This window comes from Microbulbifer sp. Q7, assembly GCF_001639145.1.
GTDB lineage: Bacteria > Pseudomonadota > Gammaproteobacteria > Pseudomonadales > Cellvibrionaceae > Microbulbifer.
In genome coordinates this window covers 1,833,899-1,850,533 of sequence record NZ_LROY01000002.1, presented here as the reverse complement: position 1 = coordinate 1,850,533, position 16,635 = coordinate 1,833,899, and the positions used below count along the sequence as shown (strand labels likewise).

Here is a 16,635-nt window from a genome sequence, read left to right as displayed (position 1 = left end):
TATAAATAGTTAGCTACAAGCAGTGAATGAATAAGGCGGGCCCGTTGAGGGCCCGCCTTTTTTATGCCTGCGCACTCCGTGGATACGCGCACCGGGCAGGCACCCGTGCTAGGGCGTTGGCGGTAACCGGTGGCTGCGCTTTTGCGCCTCGCTGAGGGCGTGCTGCTTGAGCATCAGATAGCGGTTTTCAGGGCGCGGTGCACCTTCTGCCCCGCTACTGGCCAGTGCCCGGAGCCAGTCCTGATATTGCTGCTCGTAGTTGGCTTCCCAGTGGGCGAGGTGATCCTGGTAGCTGGCGAATTTTTTGGCCTTCAGGGTATCCGTCATCGCCAGAACTTCTGCGTAGTGCGCCTCGAACAGAAACCGCACCGCCAGGTAGGTCCAGCTGTACACATTATCCACGCCATCACCGTAGCGGGTGTCAAACGTCTCCCCGAGTGTTCGCGGCTGGGATTGGGAAATTGCATTGCGCAGTAAATCCAGCACCTCGGGGTTGGTATCCCCCATCGACAGGTACTCGGCCAGCCCTTCCGTCCACCACACCATATTCCCCGGAAAGTGGTTGAAGCCACCGTAGGACACAAAGCGCCCTTCCAGATAATGCACGTACTCGTGCTCGAGGTTCCAGATAACGAACTCGGGCAGTAACCACTGTGCCTCGTGGGCATAGAAACTGGCAACATTGTCCGGGTCCGAGGGATTGCCCTCAATGTAGATACCACCGTTGTCGGTATTGATGCCGAACAGTGCATAGCCGTGCTGGTCGTACTCGTCGTAATTATCAAATACCACGATACGCAGCGCTGCATTGAAATCGTCGGCCACCGGCACGAGCCCGGTTTGCAGACGCTCATGGAAGAAGGTTTCACTCGCGGCAAGCGATGCGCACGACGCATTGAACTCTGCGTCCGTCATCGCTTGTGCCAGCATGGTGAGCGTGGACCCGCAGGTATGGGTAAGCGGCAGAATCTGGTCGATGGTTACATCATTATTATCCTCAGCATCGTTATCGTCCTCTTCCACGATGCCGCTACCCGGTGTAGTGGCCGGCTCTCCGGGGGAGCCATTTCCGCCGGAGCAGGCAGAAAGCATGAGTAGCGAGACGAAGATAGGGAAAAAGGTGAGCGAACGGATCGTTGACATGGTGTTACCGCGGATACTGTGGGTGATGTGCTGGTAAAAAAAAGGGCCCGGATGGGCCCGATGGTCTCAGGTGATGCGATGCAAATTAGTGGCTGTGCGGGTTGCCTCGTTTTTTGGCTTCTGCGGCGGAGTGACGCATCAGCATTTGGTCACGCTTACTATTGCGTGGCGCCCCTTTGGCTCCACTGTTCACCAGGCCGTCCAGCCAGTTCTGATATTCCGACTCATAGCTGTTTTGCCAGTTGTTCAGGTAGGCGGTGTAGCTGCTGAAATCATTGTTTTTAAGTGTGTTGGTCATGGCGATGACCTCGTCGTAATGACGCTCGAACAGGAAGCGGATGGCGAGGTAGCTCCAGCGGTACACCTGATCGGTTTTGTCGCGGTAGGTGGTGTCGAAGATGGAGGCGAGGCTGGGCTTGCGATGACGCGGCTTGTGGTTGCGCGCTACGGCAATGGCTTCCGGATTGTTGTTGCCCTGTGAAAGGTACTCCGCAAGGCCTTCCGACCACCACACCATATTGCCGGGGTAGTGATTGAAGCCGCCGTACGCAATGAAACGACCATCCAGATAGTGCACATACTCGTGCTCCAGATTCCAGATCGCAAACTCCGGGCGCAGCCAGGACGCTTCGTGGGCATAAAAGCTGGCCTGGTTGTCAGGGTTGGACGGTGTGCCTTCGATATAAATGCCGCCGTTGTTGGTATTAATACCGAAAAGATCGTAACCGTAGGTGTCGTACTGGGTGTAGTCATCAAACACGACCACACGCAGGGCGCTATTGAAATCGTCGGGCACCGGTACCTGGTTGGTTTGCAGGCGCTGGTGGAACAGGGCTTCTTCCGCAGAGAGGTCTGCACAGGTCGCATTCAGCTGGCTTGCGGTCATATCCTGTGCGCGAATCTTTAATGTACTGCTGCAGCTGTGCTGAATCGGAAGCACCTGGTCAATATCGGCGGCGGTGCCAGGTATTGCCAGGGCAGAAAGGAGCGAGGCCACAACCAGCGACAGGCGCCGGGCGGTCTTTACCGTTGATGTAAGGGGATTGCGGGGACTGGTGTCTTGAGTGCGAGTCATGGGTGGATTCCTGTTGTTATTTTTTCTACCGGGGATGCCGCCATTGCCCATAGCAAGGATTAAATTTTTGTTATTGTGTGCAAAGCGACCTTGCAAGGTTATGCGATATTTGTTTTTGAATGCAATATTCTTTTTTGTGCGTGGCGCAAAAATCATTTTATATGGGTGGTTGTTGCCCTGGTGTGGGGGGTAAGGCAGGAATGACCGGAAGAATTGGCGCCCGGTTTTCTCGATTGACATCATTTCATCGCATTGGCGCCACACGGCCGCACAGACGACTATTCTCAATGTAAGAGGTATTCCATTACTGGACGGTGCACCGGAGTGTGTACTGGCCGGTGGGCGCACTTCGTGCCGGTTACGCCGGTGCGGGTCGCGAGAGCGGTGGAGTGCTTCGAAAACCTAAAATGTAGTGGAAGTTTTTAGGTGACAGCATGACTTCAATACCGGCCACCAAAGCCGCCATTTCTGCCCTGAAGATTGAGCAGCGCGTAGAGCGCGATGTGAAAGCGGGCATTCCCGAACACGACCGCGCCAACCATACGGAAAGTGAAGAAAGCCTCCGCTCCTATGTGGTGCGCGAGATAATCGGTCGCGTGCATGAAAACCGGCAATCCGAGCTGGACAAAGAACTGGCCGACAGGAGCGAGGTGGACATTCGCCAGCTGTATCAGGATCTGAAAAATGCTGACGCACTGATGGATAAAAAGGTCAGTGGTCGTATGGCCAACCTGATGAGTGGTTTGAAGCGCAGTGCGCAGGACTACTCTGCCGTGCGCATGGATCTGGAAATTTTTCGTAACCGCAATGGCCTCACGCGGGAGGCGGATTATCGCGAGTCGAGGCTCCTGCACCACTCCGTCATTTTCTTTATCGTTATCCTGGAAACGGTGCTGAATGCCTTTTTCCTATCCAAGGGCAGTGACCTCGGTTTAGTAGGTGGTTTTTTTCAGGCGTTCATCATCTCCTTGATCAACCTCGGCTTCGCCGCATTTATGGCATTCTCCCTGAGAAACTGCTTTCACCAGAACCTGCTGAGGAAACTGGGTGCAGTGGTACTGTGCACAGCGGTGCTCGCCACTGCCACTACCTTTGTTTTGGGCGTGGGGCATTACCGGGAGGCCCTGGAACAAAATCCGTTTGCCGCCTCGCAGCTGGCGATGACGAGTTTGTGGAGCGACCCCCTGGGAATTCGGGATTTCAATTCCTGGATTATGGTGGTGGTGAGTGGCATTGCCCTGATTTTTTTGACCGCGAAATTTTTTATAGTGGACGACCGCTATCCCGGGTACACCGCGATTACCCGGCGGGTGCGTCGATTGCAGAAAGCCTGGGGCGAGGCCTTTGAAGAGGCGGTGGAGAGTGTCAACGAGCTCGCTGAAGAGGTACACGAAACACTGGCGGAGAAGGAAAAGACGATTCGCGCCCAGTTTATCCAGTTCAAGGCCAGTATCGAGCGCAGTGAGGAAATTCACCGGCACTACCATGAGGATATCGTCAAGGCCCAGGGCCTGCTGGACGAGCTGATCCGCTATTACCAGTCTTACTCCGCGCGCATGCTGAATCGCCGCGCCGCGTATTTCGGCGAGCTGCTCCGCTTCGAATTGGACAAACTGCCACAGCTCAATACCACAGGGCTTGAGCAGCACCAGCGCGACCAGGCAGCGTTCGAGGCGCTAATGGAGGAACTCGACGCGGTGTACACCGGGGCGATCGATACGGTAAACCAACGCTGCGAGTCCCTGCAGGAATCCCTTGCCGCGCTGGTCGATAAGCTCGAACTGGACTACGGCCTGCGGAGAGCGTGATGGCGTTGTTCGGCGGTGGTCAATCCAGAAAAATCCGGCGCAAGGCGGGGCGTCGTCGGGGGATGAGTCGCGAAGACCGGCGCGGCATTGCAGTATTTTCCCTGTGCCTGGTCATGCTGGCCGGCCTTGGTGTGTTTACCTTGAGCGTTGTGCAGGCACCGGAACGGGACTACGACAGGATTACCCTGTGCAATCCCAACCTGCCACGCTTCGCCCAGCACATCGTGGTGATCGACGCGTCCGATACCCTGTCACCCCACCAGACACATTTTCTCGATACCCACCTCTCCAGCCTGCTTGCCGCCGCAGCGGTCAACGACCGGTTCTCGATATTTGTGCTGGACGATCACTACAACGGCCTGTCGAAACCGGTGGTGGACTTGTGCAAGCCCAACTCCGGCAAGGATGTGAGTGCACTCACGGCCAACCAGCAGTTCATACAGGCCCTGTATCAGGAGCGGTTCGAGCAGCCGCTTGGGAAAGCGATCGAAAAAGCGGTATCCGGCGGTGAGCAACCGGTGTCGCCGATTTATGAGGCGTTGTCGGATGTGGCAGCGCTCAACCACTTTGACCCGGCGGCTGAAAATGTCCATCTCACCATTGTCAGCGACATGATCCAGAATTCCCGTGCCGGCTCGGTATTCAAGCGGGGCTCGGCAGCCATTGACCAGCTGCCCCTGATTGACCTGCGCCGTGCCCGCACCCGCGTCTTCTGGCTCGACCGCGCCAAGTACCAGCGCTACCAGACTGCCGAACTGGAAGCCAGCTGGCAGGACTATCTGGGCAGTGTGTCCCGGCTGGAGCAGATCCAGCGTGTCAGGGATTAGCGCCTGACGCGCGAACGACGCTGCTCGCTGTCGGGTACCGATAACCGGCTTTCCGCAACTGGCGTTCAATTCCCTGCGCCCCCTCCCGATTCTGTTACGCTTGTTAATCCTGTACTTTCGCACCCGGGATAACACACATGAAACAGTGGTGTTCGAAAGCGGTATCCGTTGGCCTGTTGCTGATCCTGGCGCAGGTTTTTGCTATTGCCGGTGTGTCGCAAGAGGTGGAAAGCTCTGGCGATGCCGACGGGCGCAAAAAGCCCCACATCGCGCAGCTCTCCATCAATGGCCCTATCGGCCCCGCCACCACCGACTACCTGATCCGCACCAGCGAAACCGCCCGCGAAGATGGCGCGCAGCTGTTCATTGTGAATATGGATACCCCCGGCGGCCTGGACGCCGCCACCCGGGACATCATTCAGCACATTCTTGCCTCGGACATTCCCTACGTTACCTATGTGACCCCGGCTGGCGCCCGCGCGGCCAGTGCCGGCACTTATATTCTCTACGCCAGCCATGTTGCGGCAATGACGCCCTCGACCACGCTGGGCGCCGCCACGCCGGTGCAGATCGGTGGCATGCCCGGGCAGCAGGAGCCACCGGGAAACGCCCCTTCCGATGCTGCGGGCACCTCCGGCGATCAGGAGGAGGGAGGTGCCGGATCGGGCTCGAAGGAGGCTGAAGCAAAGGAGACGCCGAATAAGTCTGGCAGCGCCATGGAACGCAAGGTCGTCAACGACTCTGTGGCCTACATTCGCGGTCTCGCCCAGCGTCACGGCCGCAATGCCGACTGGGCAGAAAAGGCGGTGCGCGACGCCGCCACACTAACCGCCCAGGAAGCGCTGAAAGAAAACGTGATTGACGTGGTCGCCAGCAATCAGCAGCAATTGTTGCAGCAGCTGCCAGATCGGGAAATCGTATTGCCCGCGGGCAAGCAGAAGATCGCCGGTGAAGTCGCCGACCTGCCTGTGGTGGCCTACGAGCCGGACTGGCGCAACGAGCTGCTGTCCCTGATCACCAACCCCCAGGTGGCCTATATCCTGCTGCTGGTGGGCATCTACGGGCTGATTTTCGAGGGCTACAGCCCCGGCGCCATTGTGCCTGGTGTGGTCGGTGTCATCTGTCTGCTACTGGCGTTCTATGCGCTGCAGGTACTGCCGGTGAATTACGCCGGACTGGCGCTGATCATCGTGGGCGCATTGCTGATTGCAGCGGAGCTGTTTGTGCCGAGTTTTGGCGCGCTCGGTATCGGCGGCGTGATCGCACTGGTGATTGGCTCGGTATTGCTGATCGACAGCGATGTGCCGGGCATGCGTGTGTCCAAGGCACTGATTGGCTCCATTGCCGCCGTCAGCGGCCTCGGTTTGCTGGGGCTGCTGTATGCGGTAGGGCACAGTCTGCGCAAGCCCAAGGTGGCCGCCAACAAGGCGATGGTGGGGCGCACGGCGGTGGTATTCGATTTGGCGCCGGAGCTGCTGGTCAAGATCGACGGCGAGATCTGGCGCGCCCGTTGCGACAGTCTGCTGACGGAAGGGCAGCTGGTGACCGTGACCGAGGAGCAGGGGTTGATTTTGCAGGTTAGGCCGGAGTGAGTCTTTAGGGAGCTCTATTTATGTTCAGTTATTTTGCCAGTCTGTTGATTCTGGCCATCGTTTTTATCGTCATGTACGCGATCCGTATCCTGCGGGAATACGAGCGCGCGGTGGTGTTTTTTCTCGGGCGTTTTCAGGCGGTCAAGGGCCCGGGCCTGATCATCATCATTCCGGTCATCCAGACGTTGGAACGGGTGGATTTGCGCGTGGTGGTGATGGATGTGCCGACCCAGGATGTGATCAGCCGGGATAACGTTTCGGTGAAGGTGAATGCGGTGGTGTATTACCGGGTAGTTGATCCGGAGTCGGCGATCATCAATGTGGAAAATTTCCACGAGGCGGTGAGCCAGCTGTCGCAGACGACCTTGCGCTCGGTGCTGGGTAAACACGAGCTGGATGAAATGCTGTCGGAGCGTGACAAGCTCAATGTAGATATCCAGAAGATCCTCGATGAGCAGACGGATGCCTGGGGCGTGAAGGTGACCAATGTGGAGATCAAGCACATCGACTTGGACGAGAGCATGATTCGCGCCATTGCTCAGCAGGCGGAGGCAGAGCGTTCGCGGCGGGCGAAGGTGATTCATGCCGAAGGTGAGGCGCAGGCGGCATTGAAACTCACCGAGGCGGCAGATCAGCTGTCCAAGAACCAGAATGCGATGACATTGCGGTATATGCAGACGTTGATTGATATCGCTGGCGAGAAAAATTCGACCATCGTATTCCCGCTACCGATGGATTTGATAAAACCGCTTATAGAGCAGCAAGTTAAACGAGCAGAATAGTGCACATGGGTATTGCGGTCCCGAGCAAGGTGGTTCTGTGGCGGTGGAGCACCGGGTGCGGGTTTTCAGGACCGCTGTGAACCCATCCCTGGGCGCTGCGTCGCAAACATCCTGTTTGCGACGCTCCTGAAAACCCGCACCCGGCACTCCACCTTCAAGTCGACGTGCGTGTCATTATCCAAATAATGAGGTAAGTGTTTTCGGGGCAGGGCGCCGAGTGAGATGCGGAGGCAAATTGCTGGGTATCTGTTTTCAAAAGCGTCGGCAACAGGGATGTTGCCGACGCAGCGTACAGGGATGTATTGAAGGGGGGCGCCTAGCCCGGTTTCGAAAACGAATCCCCAGTGCTTTCCCGCCACCGAGCATATTCATCGGGAACCGCTGTGCTTTCCCTACTTCAGAAGCAGCTTCAGAAGATGGGCCGTGGACCCATCCCAATCCTCAGGGATATCCCCATCAATGGCCGCATGCACGCCATTGCCTAGCACCTTGCCTAACTCCACGCCCCACTGATCAAACGGATTGATATCCAGCAGGCAGCCAAAGGTAAACACCTTGTGCTCATACAGGGCCAGCAGGCTGCCCAGGTGGAACGGATCCAGCTTTTCTACAACCAGGGTATTGCTCGGGCGGTTGCCGGGCACCACTTTATGCGGCGCTAGCTGATGTACTTCTTTGTGGGTATGGCCTGAGGCCTCCAGCTCTTTGCGGGCTTCGGCCAGGGACTTGCCTTTGAGCAGGGCCTGGCTCTGGCTCAGGCAGCAGGAAAGCAGCCACTGGTGCTGCTCCACCAGCTCTGAGGTCGGCTGCTTGATCGCCACAAAGTCCGCCGGAATCATGTCCGTACCCTGGTGCAACAGCTGGTGGAAAGAGTGTTGGCCGTTGCTGCCCTCGGCGCCCCAGATCACGCTGCCGCTCGGGTAAGGTAGCGGTTGCGCATCCCGGGTCACGCTCTTGCCGAGGCTTTCCATATCCAGCTGCTGCAGCCACGCCGGGAACTTGGCCAGGCGCTGGGCGTAGGGCAGTACTGCCAGGCTGCCGGCACCCCAGCACTGCCGATACCAGAAGTGGATCAGTGCCATCAGCACCGGCAGGTTCTGTGCAAAAGCCGCTTCCGCAAAATGGGTGTCCATGGCATTGGCGCCCTTCAGCAAATCACTGTAGGCGTCAAAGCCGCAGGCCAGTGCGATGGGCAAGCCGATGGCCGACCACAGCGAGTAGCGCCCACCCACCCAGTCCCACATGGGGAAAATATTCTGCGCCGCAATGCCAAAGTCCTGCGCCGCCACCAGGTTGCTGCTCACCGCGACAAAGTGCTTTTCAAGGTCAGATTCGGCACAGCCGGCGTTGAGCACCCACTGGCGCGCGGAGAGGGCGTTCTGGCGGGTTTCCAGGGTGGAGAAAGACTTGGAGGCAACGATGAACAGGGTCTCGTCAGCGGGCAGTGAGGCGAGGGTGTCACTCAGGTCGGCACCGTCGATATTGGCGACGAAGTGCACAGTGAGGCCCTCTTTGTGCCACGGGCGCAAGGCTTCACAGACCATACGCGGGCCCAGGTCGGAGCCACCGATGCCGATGTTGACCACGTGGCGGATGCGCTTGCCGCTGAAGCCCGTCCAATTACCACTGTGGACCTGTTCGACGAACTTCTCCATCTGAACACGGCAGTCCGCTACCGCCTGCTCGTGCTCGGTGCTGGGCACTCCCTGAAAGCGCAGGGCGGTGTGCAGTGCCGGGCGATGTTCGGTGTTATTGATGGTGGCACCGCTGAACAGTGCCTGGATGCGCTCTTGCAGGTGTGCGGTATCGGTATACCCCAGCAACAGTTGCCGTGTTTCTGCACTGAGCAGGTTCTTGCTGTAGTCCAGATAGATGCCCGCAGCCTCGGCACTGAAGTCCTGGGCGCGGTCCTCTGAAGAGGCAAACAGATCTCGGAGAGACCAGTGCTGCTGGTCTTTGTGCTGTTGTAATTTTGCGATGGCGGCGGACAGGGGTAGAACATCCATGATCAATGATTCTTTGCTGACGGTGAAAAAGGAAAGGCGCAAATATTAACGACAATTGGCCGGTGCGGCCAGTTTGACTGACAAATCCGCTTGCCTGGGGTAATGGCGCACAACAAAGTGGCAATAGGATGCTGTGTGCACCTGTATCGGGTAGAGGTGGTTTTGCCAAGACGAGGAGAGGTCTATGGAGGTGTCCGGGGCCTAGGGTGAAGGGAGCGAGATCGCCGCGCGCTTTGATGCTTGTGTTACTTTTCTGCGGCCTTTTTACCAGCCACCTGTTCAAGACAAATTAGCTGAGCCCAAAATGCAAAATGCCGCTTCGAGAAGCGGCATTTGCATGGACCTGAATGAGAGCGGTTATTTAACCACTTTCATGCAGCGCACGTTATCGGATGCCATCCAGCAATCCGCGTCCGCAGGACAGGCCATTGAAGTCGGAATTTGTTCTGACCCAGGCGGGCAGGCGGCCGGCATCGGAGCCGGTGCACAACAACCTGCGAGGACCAGTGCACAAATAATTCCGGTTAAGTACTTGGCTGGAGTGAAATTCATCCCCTAACTCCTTTCCGTTGATGTTAGTCAATAGCATAGACAATAAAACGTCACCTGTTTGGTGTGCTTTGTAAAAATCTTTTCTACAAACATACCGCCCAATGGAGTGTAATAGGCGTGCGGTTAAAATAGCCGCCAGAGATGAATTCAGGATAAAACCGCCGCCACTTTGTCACCGCCGCGGGCCTGAATTTAAAGGGTTATCCGCCAAATTGCGCATTTGCCCTTTGCACGGTGGGTAAGAATTTTTTTCAGGGCACTGAAAGCGGATTTATTTTCCTTTTTCAGTGCACTGTTTTGCGATAACCCGCGCCAAAAAGTTTAAAAAACAGCTGGAATGCGTGAAATAAAGTCGATGAATTGCGCGCATATTTTTATGCGCGCTGTGCAGACAGGGTAGGAGACGGGTTACTTTGGCGCGCGGATGTTTATATTTCAATTTCCGCTGGGCGCCAGAAATTCACCAAATGCGCGCGCCACGCACTCTTTACGTTCCGGGTTTCTCAGTACGCCGAGCAGGATGTTGCGCAATTGTGGAAGAAACAGCAGGTCGGTGAGCAGCAAGTTAAAGGTCTGCTGGGGCTGGCTGTCGCTCAGGTTTTCCAGCCACAGTTGGGCCAGCTCCGGTACCTGAAGATCGTCACAGCAGCGGCTGCCAATTGCGGCCAGTACCTCGCCCTGGCGCCCAGCCTCACTCTGCAGCACCTGTAGTAACCATTGCTGGCGCATGCCCTTGGCAACGCTGTGGGATGTGCCGCGGATTACGCCGATGACCAGATTCAGGTCGGGCTCACTGTCTGCCAGGGTCTGTTGTGCGCGGTGAATCAGTGGCTCCGCGAGCCTGTGATCAATTGCCTCGCTCTCCAGGCACTGGCACAGGGGGACAAGCGCGGGCGTGGCGAAACGAGACAGGTTCGCCGCCAGTGCGTTTCGCTCTTCCTCCCAGCGCACCGCGAGGTCCGCCATGCCCTGCAGGGCCAGCTGGTCCCACGGAAACGAGGCTGGGTCTTTTGCGTAGGCGCGCGCGGCCGGGTAGTGGTCACTGGCCGGGCGATGCAGCAGTTTTGCGGCCTTGGCATGGAACACGGCGCGCTTTTCTGCCGCCGGGGTAAACATCAGCCCGCTGTTCTCCAGCGCCTGCTGTAGATGTTTTCCCGGGCCCTGTTGCCCGTTACTGCCGTTTCCCTCGGGGTAGAGCGCCCCGTGCAGCTGCTTCAGAAACCGGTCGCGGATCGGCAGCAGGAGCTTGCCCTGCTCGTCGAGCGGTAACTGTAGGAACCACACCACCGGGTCGCCGCCGGTGGGATCTGTTGGCCACAGCAACAGGCCGCACCAGGCCTGTCGCAGGTACGGGTGTGGCCAGGGCGCGGCGCCTGCCTCGAACGCCTCGGCAGCTTTCCGGCTGACTGGCTGCACCCGGCGGCCCACATCAAACCACCGCAGGTTAAATGCTGCGGAGGAGATCAGATCGGTGAGGGTATTCGACATCGGTATTGTTAGGCCTTTTCTGCGTCCGGCAGGGGTTGCTGGGTGCCCAGCGGCATCTGCTTGAAGTGCAACCAGCCGTAGGCGATGGCCAGCAGCGGGCAGATGATATTGAACAGTGCGAAGGGCGCATAGGTAAATGTGGCGATTCCCAGGGTGGCGCTCATGTAGGCACCACAGGTATTCCAGGGAATGAGCACCGAGGTGATGGTGCCGGAGTCTTCCAGCGTGCGCGACAGATTCAGCCCGTGCAGGCCCTTGTTCTCAAAGGCTTCGCGGAACATACGGCCGGGAATGATGATCGCCATATACTGGTCGCCTGCCGCGGCGTTCATGCCGAAACAGGTAAGAACCGTTGAGGTGATCAGGCCGCCCACGGTCTTCACCCCGGAGAGCGCCCAGTTAACGATGCGTTCCAGGAAGCCGGCGCGCTCCATCACGCCACCAAAGCCCATGGCGGAAATGATCAGCCAGATAGTGTTCAGCATGCTGCTCATGCCCCCCTTGGAGAGCAGGGCGGCAACGGCTTCGTTGCTGGATGTGGACTTGTAGCCGTCAAACAGGCTGTGCCATGCGCCTTTCAACAGGCTCAATGGGCCTTCGCCGCCCGCCAGCTGACGGGTGGCATTGGGTTCGAAAATCATGGCAATCAGGCAGCCCACCAGGGAGCCGATGATCAGCGTGGGGTACGCAGGGATTTTTTTCCACGCCATAAACAGCAGCAGTGCCAGCGGCAGCATGCTGATGATGGAAATACTGAACTCCTCCTGCAGGGACCCGAGCAGCTTCTGAATATCATCCGCTGAGGCGTGGTCGGTGTTGGCGGTGAGGCCGATGACTGCGAAGATCACCAGTGCGATGGTGAATGCCGGGATGGTGGTCCACAGCATGTGGCGGATATGCAAGAACAGGTCGTTGGAGGTAACCGCCGCCGCGACGTTGGTGGTGTCGGACAGGGGCGACAACTTGTCACCAAAGTAGGCGCCGGAAATGACCGCACCAGCGGTGATGGCGGGGTTGAGGCCGAGCGCGGCCGCGATACCCATCAGTGCCACACCGAGGGTGCCGGCGGTGGTCCAGCTGGAGCCGATGCTGAGCCCGACAATCGCGCAGATGACACAGCTGGCGGCGTAGAACCACTGGGGTGACAGCATTTGCACCCCGTAATAGATCATCGAAGGCACGGTGCCGGCGAGGATCCAGCTGCCGATCAGTGCGCCCACCGCCAGCAGAATCAAAATGGCACCAAACACCAGGCTCATGCCGTGTAGCATGCCGCCTTCCATTTCTTTCCAGGTAAAGCCGTTCTTCATGCCCATCAGGGCGGCAACCCCAGCGCACAGCAGCAGCGCGATCTGGTTGGGGCCGTAGGAGGAGTCGGCGCCGAAGAAGTAGACGGAGAGGGATAGTAGGGCGATGAGTATCAGCAGGGGGATCAGTGCATCCAGCAGGCTGGGGGTGTGGTGCGAGTACTGCGAATCCTGCGGCTGGGACTCACTGGCATTGCCGGGACTGGTCTGGCTCAAGGTGCTCTCCTATATCTGGCCTAAATCTGGCCTCAGTCGGGCTGCCCTGCTTGTGGCGGGGCTGCCGTTCAGTTTCTTGTTATGTGTGACGCAAAGCAGTCTATTCTCGGGGCGGGGCGGATATATGTCCATAGTGGCCGGAAGCGGGGTGATTGCAGACGCGGATAACCGCAGAGTCCGCCGCGGCACTGGCAGTTCGCCCGCGCATCCGGTATGTTCTGCGCCGGTTTCGCCCGCCGCACCTTTATTGGCTGCTGGCTGGGCCACAATAAGAAAGCGCCAGTGCGCGGCGTCCGCTGAGTGAGATGGCGCGCTGGAGTTGGCAGGTAATTGAATTCCATGAATGTGAGAAATCTGGATACGAGTCAGTTTGATGAGATCCGCCCGTACCGGGACGATGAGGTGCGCCCGGCGCTGCGCCGCCTGGTAGAAGATCCGGAGATGTCCCGGGTGGTGGCCCACTTCCTGTTGCCTGGCATGGCGAGCAAGCTGGAGCGTCCACTGGCGTGGCTGGTGCGCCAGCTCGTGCGCTTCGAATTCCGCAACGCGCACAATGTGCGCGGCGTGCAGGATGTGATCGCCAAGTACCTGCAGAAGGCTGTGGACCGCACCAGTTGCGGCCTGAGCATCTCGGGTCTGGATACCCTGCCCAAAGACCGGGCCTGCCTGTTTGTGAGTAATCACCGGGATATCGCCATGGACCCGGCGCTGGCGATTCTCGCCATGTACAAGGAGGGGCACGAGACGTCCCGCATCGCCATCGGCGACAACCTGCTGTCCAAGCAGTTTGCCACCGACATCATGAAGCTGAACAAGTGTTTTGTGGTGAAGCGCAGCTCTGGCAGCCGCCGCGAAAAGCTGACGGCAGCGACCACCCTTTCCCGCTATATCCACCACTCCATCGTCAACGAGAACGAACACGTGTGGATTGCCCAGCGCGCCGGTCGTGCCAAAGATGGCCGCGATCGCACCAACCCTGCGCTGGCGGCCATGTTTGGCATGGCCAAGCCCAAGGAACAGCCGTTTGCCGATTTTTGGCGCGAGCTGCACATAGTGCCGTTGGCGATCTCCTACGAGTGGGACCCCTGCGACCGCCACAAGGCGCGCGAGCTGTATATCACCGAACACCAGGATGAGTACCAGAAGAAAGCACACGAGGACCTGGGCAGCATCGCCAAGGGCGTCGTGGGCCAGAAGGGGCACATTCACGCGGCCTTCGGCACACCCATCGAGAAGGATTTCAGCGATGTCAGCGCGCTGGCCGATGAGATTGACCGCCAGATTATCGGCAACTATGTGCTGCATCCCACCAACCTGATCGCCTACCAGATGATCTACGGGGAGGCCCCGAACCTCCCGGTAGGCTATCCACCCAAGCCCTGGCACCCGGACGAGCACCAGGAAATCCGCGAACAGTTCGAGGCCCGTATGGCCAAGATCGACGAGCGCTGGCGGGACAAAGCCATTCAGGGTTACGCCAACCCGGTGGTCTCGCGTCTGGCCTACGAGCAGTAAGCACGCGTCGGCGGCCGCCCGGCCGCTGATTGCGTGCTGGGGTATCTGCGGTATCCGGGTTGGCTAAACCCTGAACAAGCATGGATAATGCCCGGCTGATTTAACCCTTAGCGAAGCCAGCCGGTCCCCAGTGCTCAACGAAAAAGACAAAGAATCCATACAGAACGCCTATCGCCAGTTTCTCAATGGCCGTGAACTGAAAGCGCGTTACGGTCAGAAGCTGATGATTGCCGCCATCGCCCGCTCCCTGGGTGGTATCGAGCGCAATGGCGCCGGCGAGCGCGACCATGGTAAGACCGATGGGCAACACATCTGTGTGGTAGAGGCGGGCACCGGTACCGGTAAAACCGTCTCCTATCTGCTCGCCGCCATTCCCATGGCCATCGCCCACGATAAAACCCTGGTGGTCTCCACCGCCACGGTTGCCCTGCAGGAACAGATCATTAACAAGGACCTGCCCGAGCTGATTCGCCACTCGGGGCTCAAATTCGAGGTTGCCCTCGCCAAAGGGCGCGGTCGCTACCTCTGCCTGTCCAAGCTCGATCAACTTCTCACCGAACTGACCTCCAGCGGCGTGGGTGCCTCCATGGCGCTGTACGAAGACGAAAAGCCCCAGGTGGACGAGGTGGGGGTCAAGCTGTACCGGGAAATGGCCGACCAGCTCTCCACCGGCAAATGGGATGGCGACCGCGATAACTGGAAGGACACCATTGAGGGCGAAGACTGGAGCCGCGTGACCACCGATCACCGCCAGTGCAGCGGCCGTCGCTGCCCCCATGTCAGCAGTTGCAGTTTCTTCCGTGCCCGCGAGAGCCTGGGGAAAAGCCGGGTGATCGTGGCCAACCACGATCTGCTGCTGGCAGACCTTGCCCTCGGCGGCGGGGCGATCCTGCCGGCACCGGAAGATTCCATTTATGTACTGGACGAGGCGCACCACCTGCCGGACAAGGCACTGAATCACTTTGCGCACCACAGTCGTGTGGGCGCCACCACCGGCTGGCTGGATCAGGCCAACAAGAACCTGAGCCAGTTGCTGGGCGAGATCGGTGACGGTGGCGAGCTGGACCGGGCCGGTGAAGATCTACCGGCGCTGTTTACGTCGGCCAAGCAGAAGCTGGAGATGGCCTGGCCACTGCTGGAAGACCTGTGTGAATTCGATGAAGACCGCCGCGGCGGCGGCTCCGGCCCCGGGCGCAGTGCACGCCACCGTTTTGAAGGCGGCGTGGTGCCGGAATCCCTGATGCAGCTGGCAGACCAGCTGCGGGAAGACTTCGATGAGATGGAAGCGTTGCTGGGCAAAATGGTGCAGGTGGCCCAGCGTATGATGGAAGATGCTCATAGCCCGGTGCCGATTGTGGATCTGGAGCGCTGGTATCCGGTGTTGGGCGGTTGGCACGGCCGTGCCGAGGCAAATCTGGAACTGTGGGCCAATTACTCCCGCGCAGATGAGGGCAGTGTGCCCCAGGCGCGCTGGGTCACACTGGTGGACTGGGGTGGCTCGTTTGATTTCGAGGTATGCAGTTCACCGATCTTGGCGGGCAAGACCCTCGAATACAGCCTGTGGCGGCGCTGCTACGGCGCCGTGCTGACCTCCGCTACGCTGACCGCTCTGGGGCGCTTCGACCGCCTCAAGTTGCGTGCCGGCACCCCGGATAATGCCAGTTACGAAGTCGTGCCCAGCCCGTTCGACTTTTCCCGCGCAGAGCTGCGGGTGCCGAAAGATGCGGTGGAAGCGAATAACGCGGACCTGCATACCGACGCGGTGATTGAAGCGCTGCCCGGTTTGTTGAGTGACGAAGGTGCCGGTGGCGGCAGCGGTGGGGCCCTGGTGCTGTTCGCATCGCGCCGGCAGATGGAAACCGTGTACGAATCACTGCCGGGGACCTGGCGCAACCGGATTTTGATGCAGGGGCAGCAATCCCGCCAGCAGCTGCTGGACAGTCACAAGAAAAGTGTGGATAGCGGCGGTCACAGCGTGCTGTTCGGCCTGGCCAGCTTTGCCGAGGGGCTGGACCTGCCCGGCGATTACTGTCGCCATGTGATTATCGCCAAATTACCCTTTGCGGTGCCGGATGATCCCATCGAAGCGGCACTGGCCGAGTGGATCGAGGCCAAGGGGGGCAACGCTTTTATGCAGATAACGGTGCCCGATGCGGCGCTGAAACTGGTGCAGGCCTGTGGCCGCCTGCTGCGCACGGAGCAGGACAGCGGGGTCATTACGCTGCTGGACCGGCGGATTGTCACCAAGCGCTATGGCCGCGCCATGCTCGATTCCTTGCCGCCATTCCGGCGCGTGATCAACTGAACATCAAGCCGTCTATTGT

11 protein-coding genes are annotated in these 16,635 nt (G+C 58.9%); 6 read left to right on the top strand and 5 right to left on the bottom strand.

Annotated elements, in window-relative coordinates; all coding sequences use genetic code 11:
* Nucleotides 1-108: 108 nt before the first annotated feature.
* Nucleotides 109-1,143, bottom strand: a complete 1,035-nt coding sequence (locus tag AU182_RS13385; RefSeq protein WP_082859437.1) for a collagenase — start codon at nt 1,141-1,143, stop codon at nt 109-111.
* An 85-nt stretch (nt 1,144-1,228) separates the two neighbouring features.
* A complete protein-coding gene (locus AU182_RS13380; protein ID WP_066966148.1) occupies nt 1,229-2,218 on the bottom strand; it encodes a collagenase in 990 nt (329 codons plus the stop codon).
* Between the two features lie 434 nt (nt 2,219-2,652).
* On the opposite strand from AU182_RS13380, the gene AU182_RS13375 reads away from it, so the two are divergent.
* The 4 genes from AU182_RS13375 to AU182_RS13360 all read left to right on the top strand — a co-directional run bounded on the left by AU182_RS13375 (nt 2,653) and on the right by AU182_RS13360 (nt 7,227).
* Nucleotides 2,653-4,026, top strand: a complete 1,374-nt coding sequence (locus tag AU182_RS13375; RefSeq protein ID WP_066966145.1) for a hypothetical protein — start codon at nt 2,653-2,655, stop codon at nt 4,024-4,026.
* Entirely contained in the window at nt 4,026-4,853 is an 828-nt protein-coding gene (locus tag AU182_RS13370; RefSeq protein WP_066966142.1) for a hypothetical protein, read from the top strand. The genes AU182_RS13375 and AU182_RS13370 overlap by 1 nt, the downstream gene beginning before the upstream one ends.
* A gap of 137 nt (nt 4,854-4,990) precedes the next feature.
* Nucleotides 4,991-6,445, top strand: coding sequence for a nodulation protein NfeD (locus tag AU182_RS13365; protein ID WP_066966139.1), 1,455 nt, complete (start codon nt 4,991-4,993; stop codon nt 6,443-6,445).
* 20 nt (nt 6,446-6,465) lie between these two features.
* Nucleotides 6,466-7,227: a slipin family protein gene (locus tag AU182_RS13360; protein ID WP_066966136.1), complete on the top strand. Its 762-nt coding sequence runs from the start codon at nt 6,466-6,468 to the stop codon at nt 7,225-7,227.
* Nucleotides 7,228-7,619: 392 nt separating this feature from the next.
* On the opposite strand, the gene pgi is transcribed toward AU182_RS13360, so the two are convergent.
* The 3 genes from pgi to nhaC all read right to left on the bottom strand — a co-directional run bounded on the left by pgi (nt 7,620) and on the right by nhaC (nt 12,796).
* Nucleotides 7,620-9,233 (bottom strand): glucose-6-phosphate isomerase, encoded by a 1,614-nt coding sequence (pgi, locus tag AU182_RS13355; RefSeq protein WP_066966133.1) that lies wholly within the window; start codon nt 9,231-9,233, stop codon nt 7,620-7,622.
* 987 nt (nt 9,234-10,220) lie between these two features.
* Complete coding sequence (locus AU182_RS13345) at nt 10,221-11,273, bottom strand: DUF3549 family protein (protein ID WP_066966127.1); 1,053 nt, start codon at nt 11,271-11,273, stop codon at nt 10,221-10,223.
* Nucleotides 11,274-11,281: 8 nt separating this feature from the next.
* On the bottom strand, nt 11,282-12,796 hold the full coding sequence (gene nhaC / locus AU182_RS13340; protein ID WP_082859435.1) for a Na+/H+ antiporter NhaC: 1,515 nt from the start codon (nt 12,794-12,796) through the stop codon (nt 11,282-11,284).
* 339 nt (nt 12,797-13,135) lie between these two features.
* Here nhaC and AU182_RS13335 point away from each other — a divergent pair, with 339 nt between their 5' ends.
* Together AU182_RS13335 and dinG are read left to right on the top strand one after the other, a co-directional pair.
* A complete protein-coding gene (locus AU182_RS13335; protein ID WP_066966124.1) occupies nt 13,136-14,311 on the top strand; it encodes a 1-acyl-sn-glycerol-3-phosphate acyltransferase in 1,176 nt (391 codons plus the stop codon).
* A 130-nt stretch (nt 14,312-14,441) separates the two neighbouring features.
* Nucleotides 14,442-16,616: an ATP-dependent DNA helicase DinG gene (gene dinG, locus AU182_RS13330; protein WP_066966121.1), complete on the top strand. Its 2,175-nt coding sequence runs from the start codon at nt 14,442-14,444 to the stop codon at nt 16,614-16,616.
* The last annotated feature ends 19 nt before the right edge of the window (nt 16,617-16,635 follow it).

Coding starts and splice junctions, on each gene's coding strand:
- AU182_RS13385 (WP_082859437.1), bottom strand. CDS start 1,143: ATGTCAACGATCCGTTCGCTCACCTTTTTCCCTATCTTCGTCTCGCTA.
- AU182_RS13380 (WP_066966148.1), bottom strand. CDS start 2,218: ATGACTCGCACTCAAGACACCAGTCCCCGCAATCCCCTTACATCAACG.
- AU182_RS13375 (WP_066966145.1), top strand. CDS start 2,653: ATGACTTCAATACCGGCCACCAAAGCCGCCATTTCTGCCCTGAAGATT.
- AU182_RS13370 (WP_066966142.1), top strand. CDS start 4,026: ATGGCGTTGTTCGGCGGTGGTCAATCCAGAAAAATCCGGCGCAAGGCG.
- AU182_RS13365 (WP_066966139.1), top strand. CDS start 4,991: ATGAAACAGTGGTGTTCGAAAGCGGTATCCGTTGGCCTGTTGCTGATC.
- AU182_RS13360 (WP_066966136.1), top strand. CDS start 6,466: ATGTTCAGTTATTTTGCCAGTCTGTTGATTCTGGCCATCGTTTTTATC.
- pgi (WP_066966133.1), bottom strand. CDS start 9,233: ATGGATGTTCTACCCCTGTCCGCCGCCATCGCAAAATTACAACAGCAC.
- AU182_RS13345 (WP_066966127.1), bottom strand. CDS start 11,273: ATGTCGAATACCCTCACCGATCTGATCTCCTCCGCAGCATTTAACCTG.
- AU182_RS13335 (WP_066966124.1), top strand. CDS start 13,136: ATGAATGTGAGAAATCTGGATACGAGTCAGTTTGATGAGATCCGCCCG.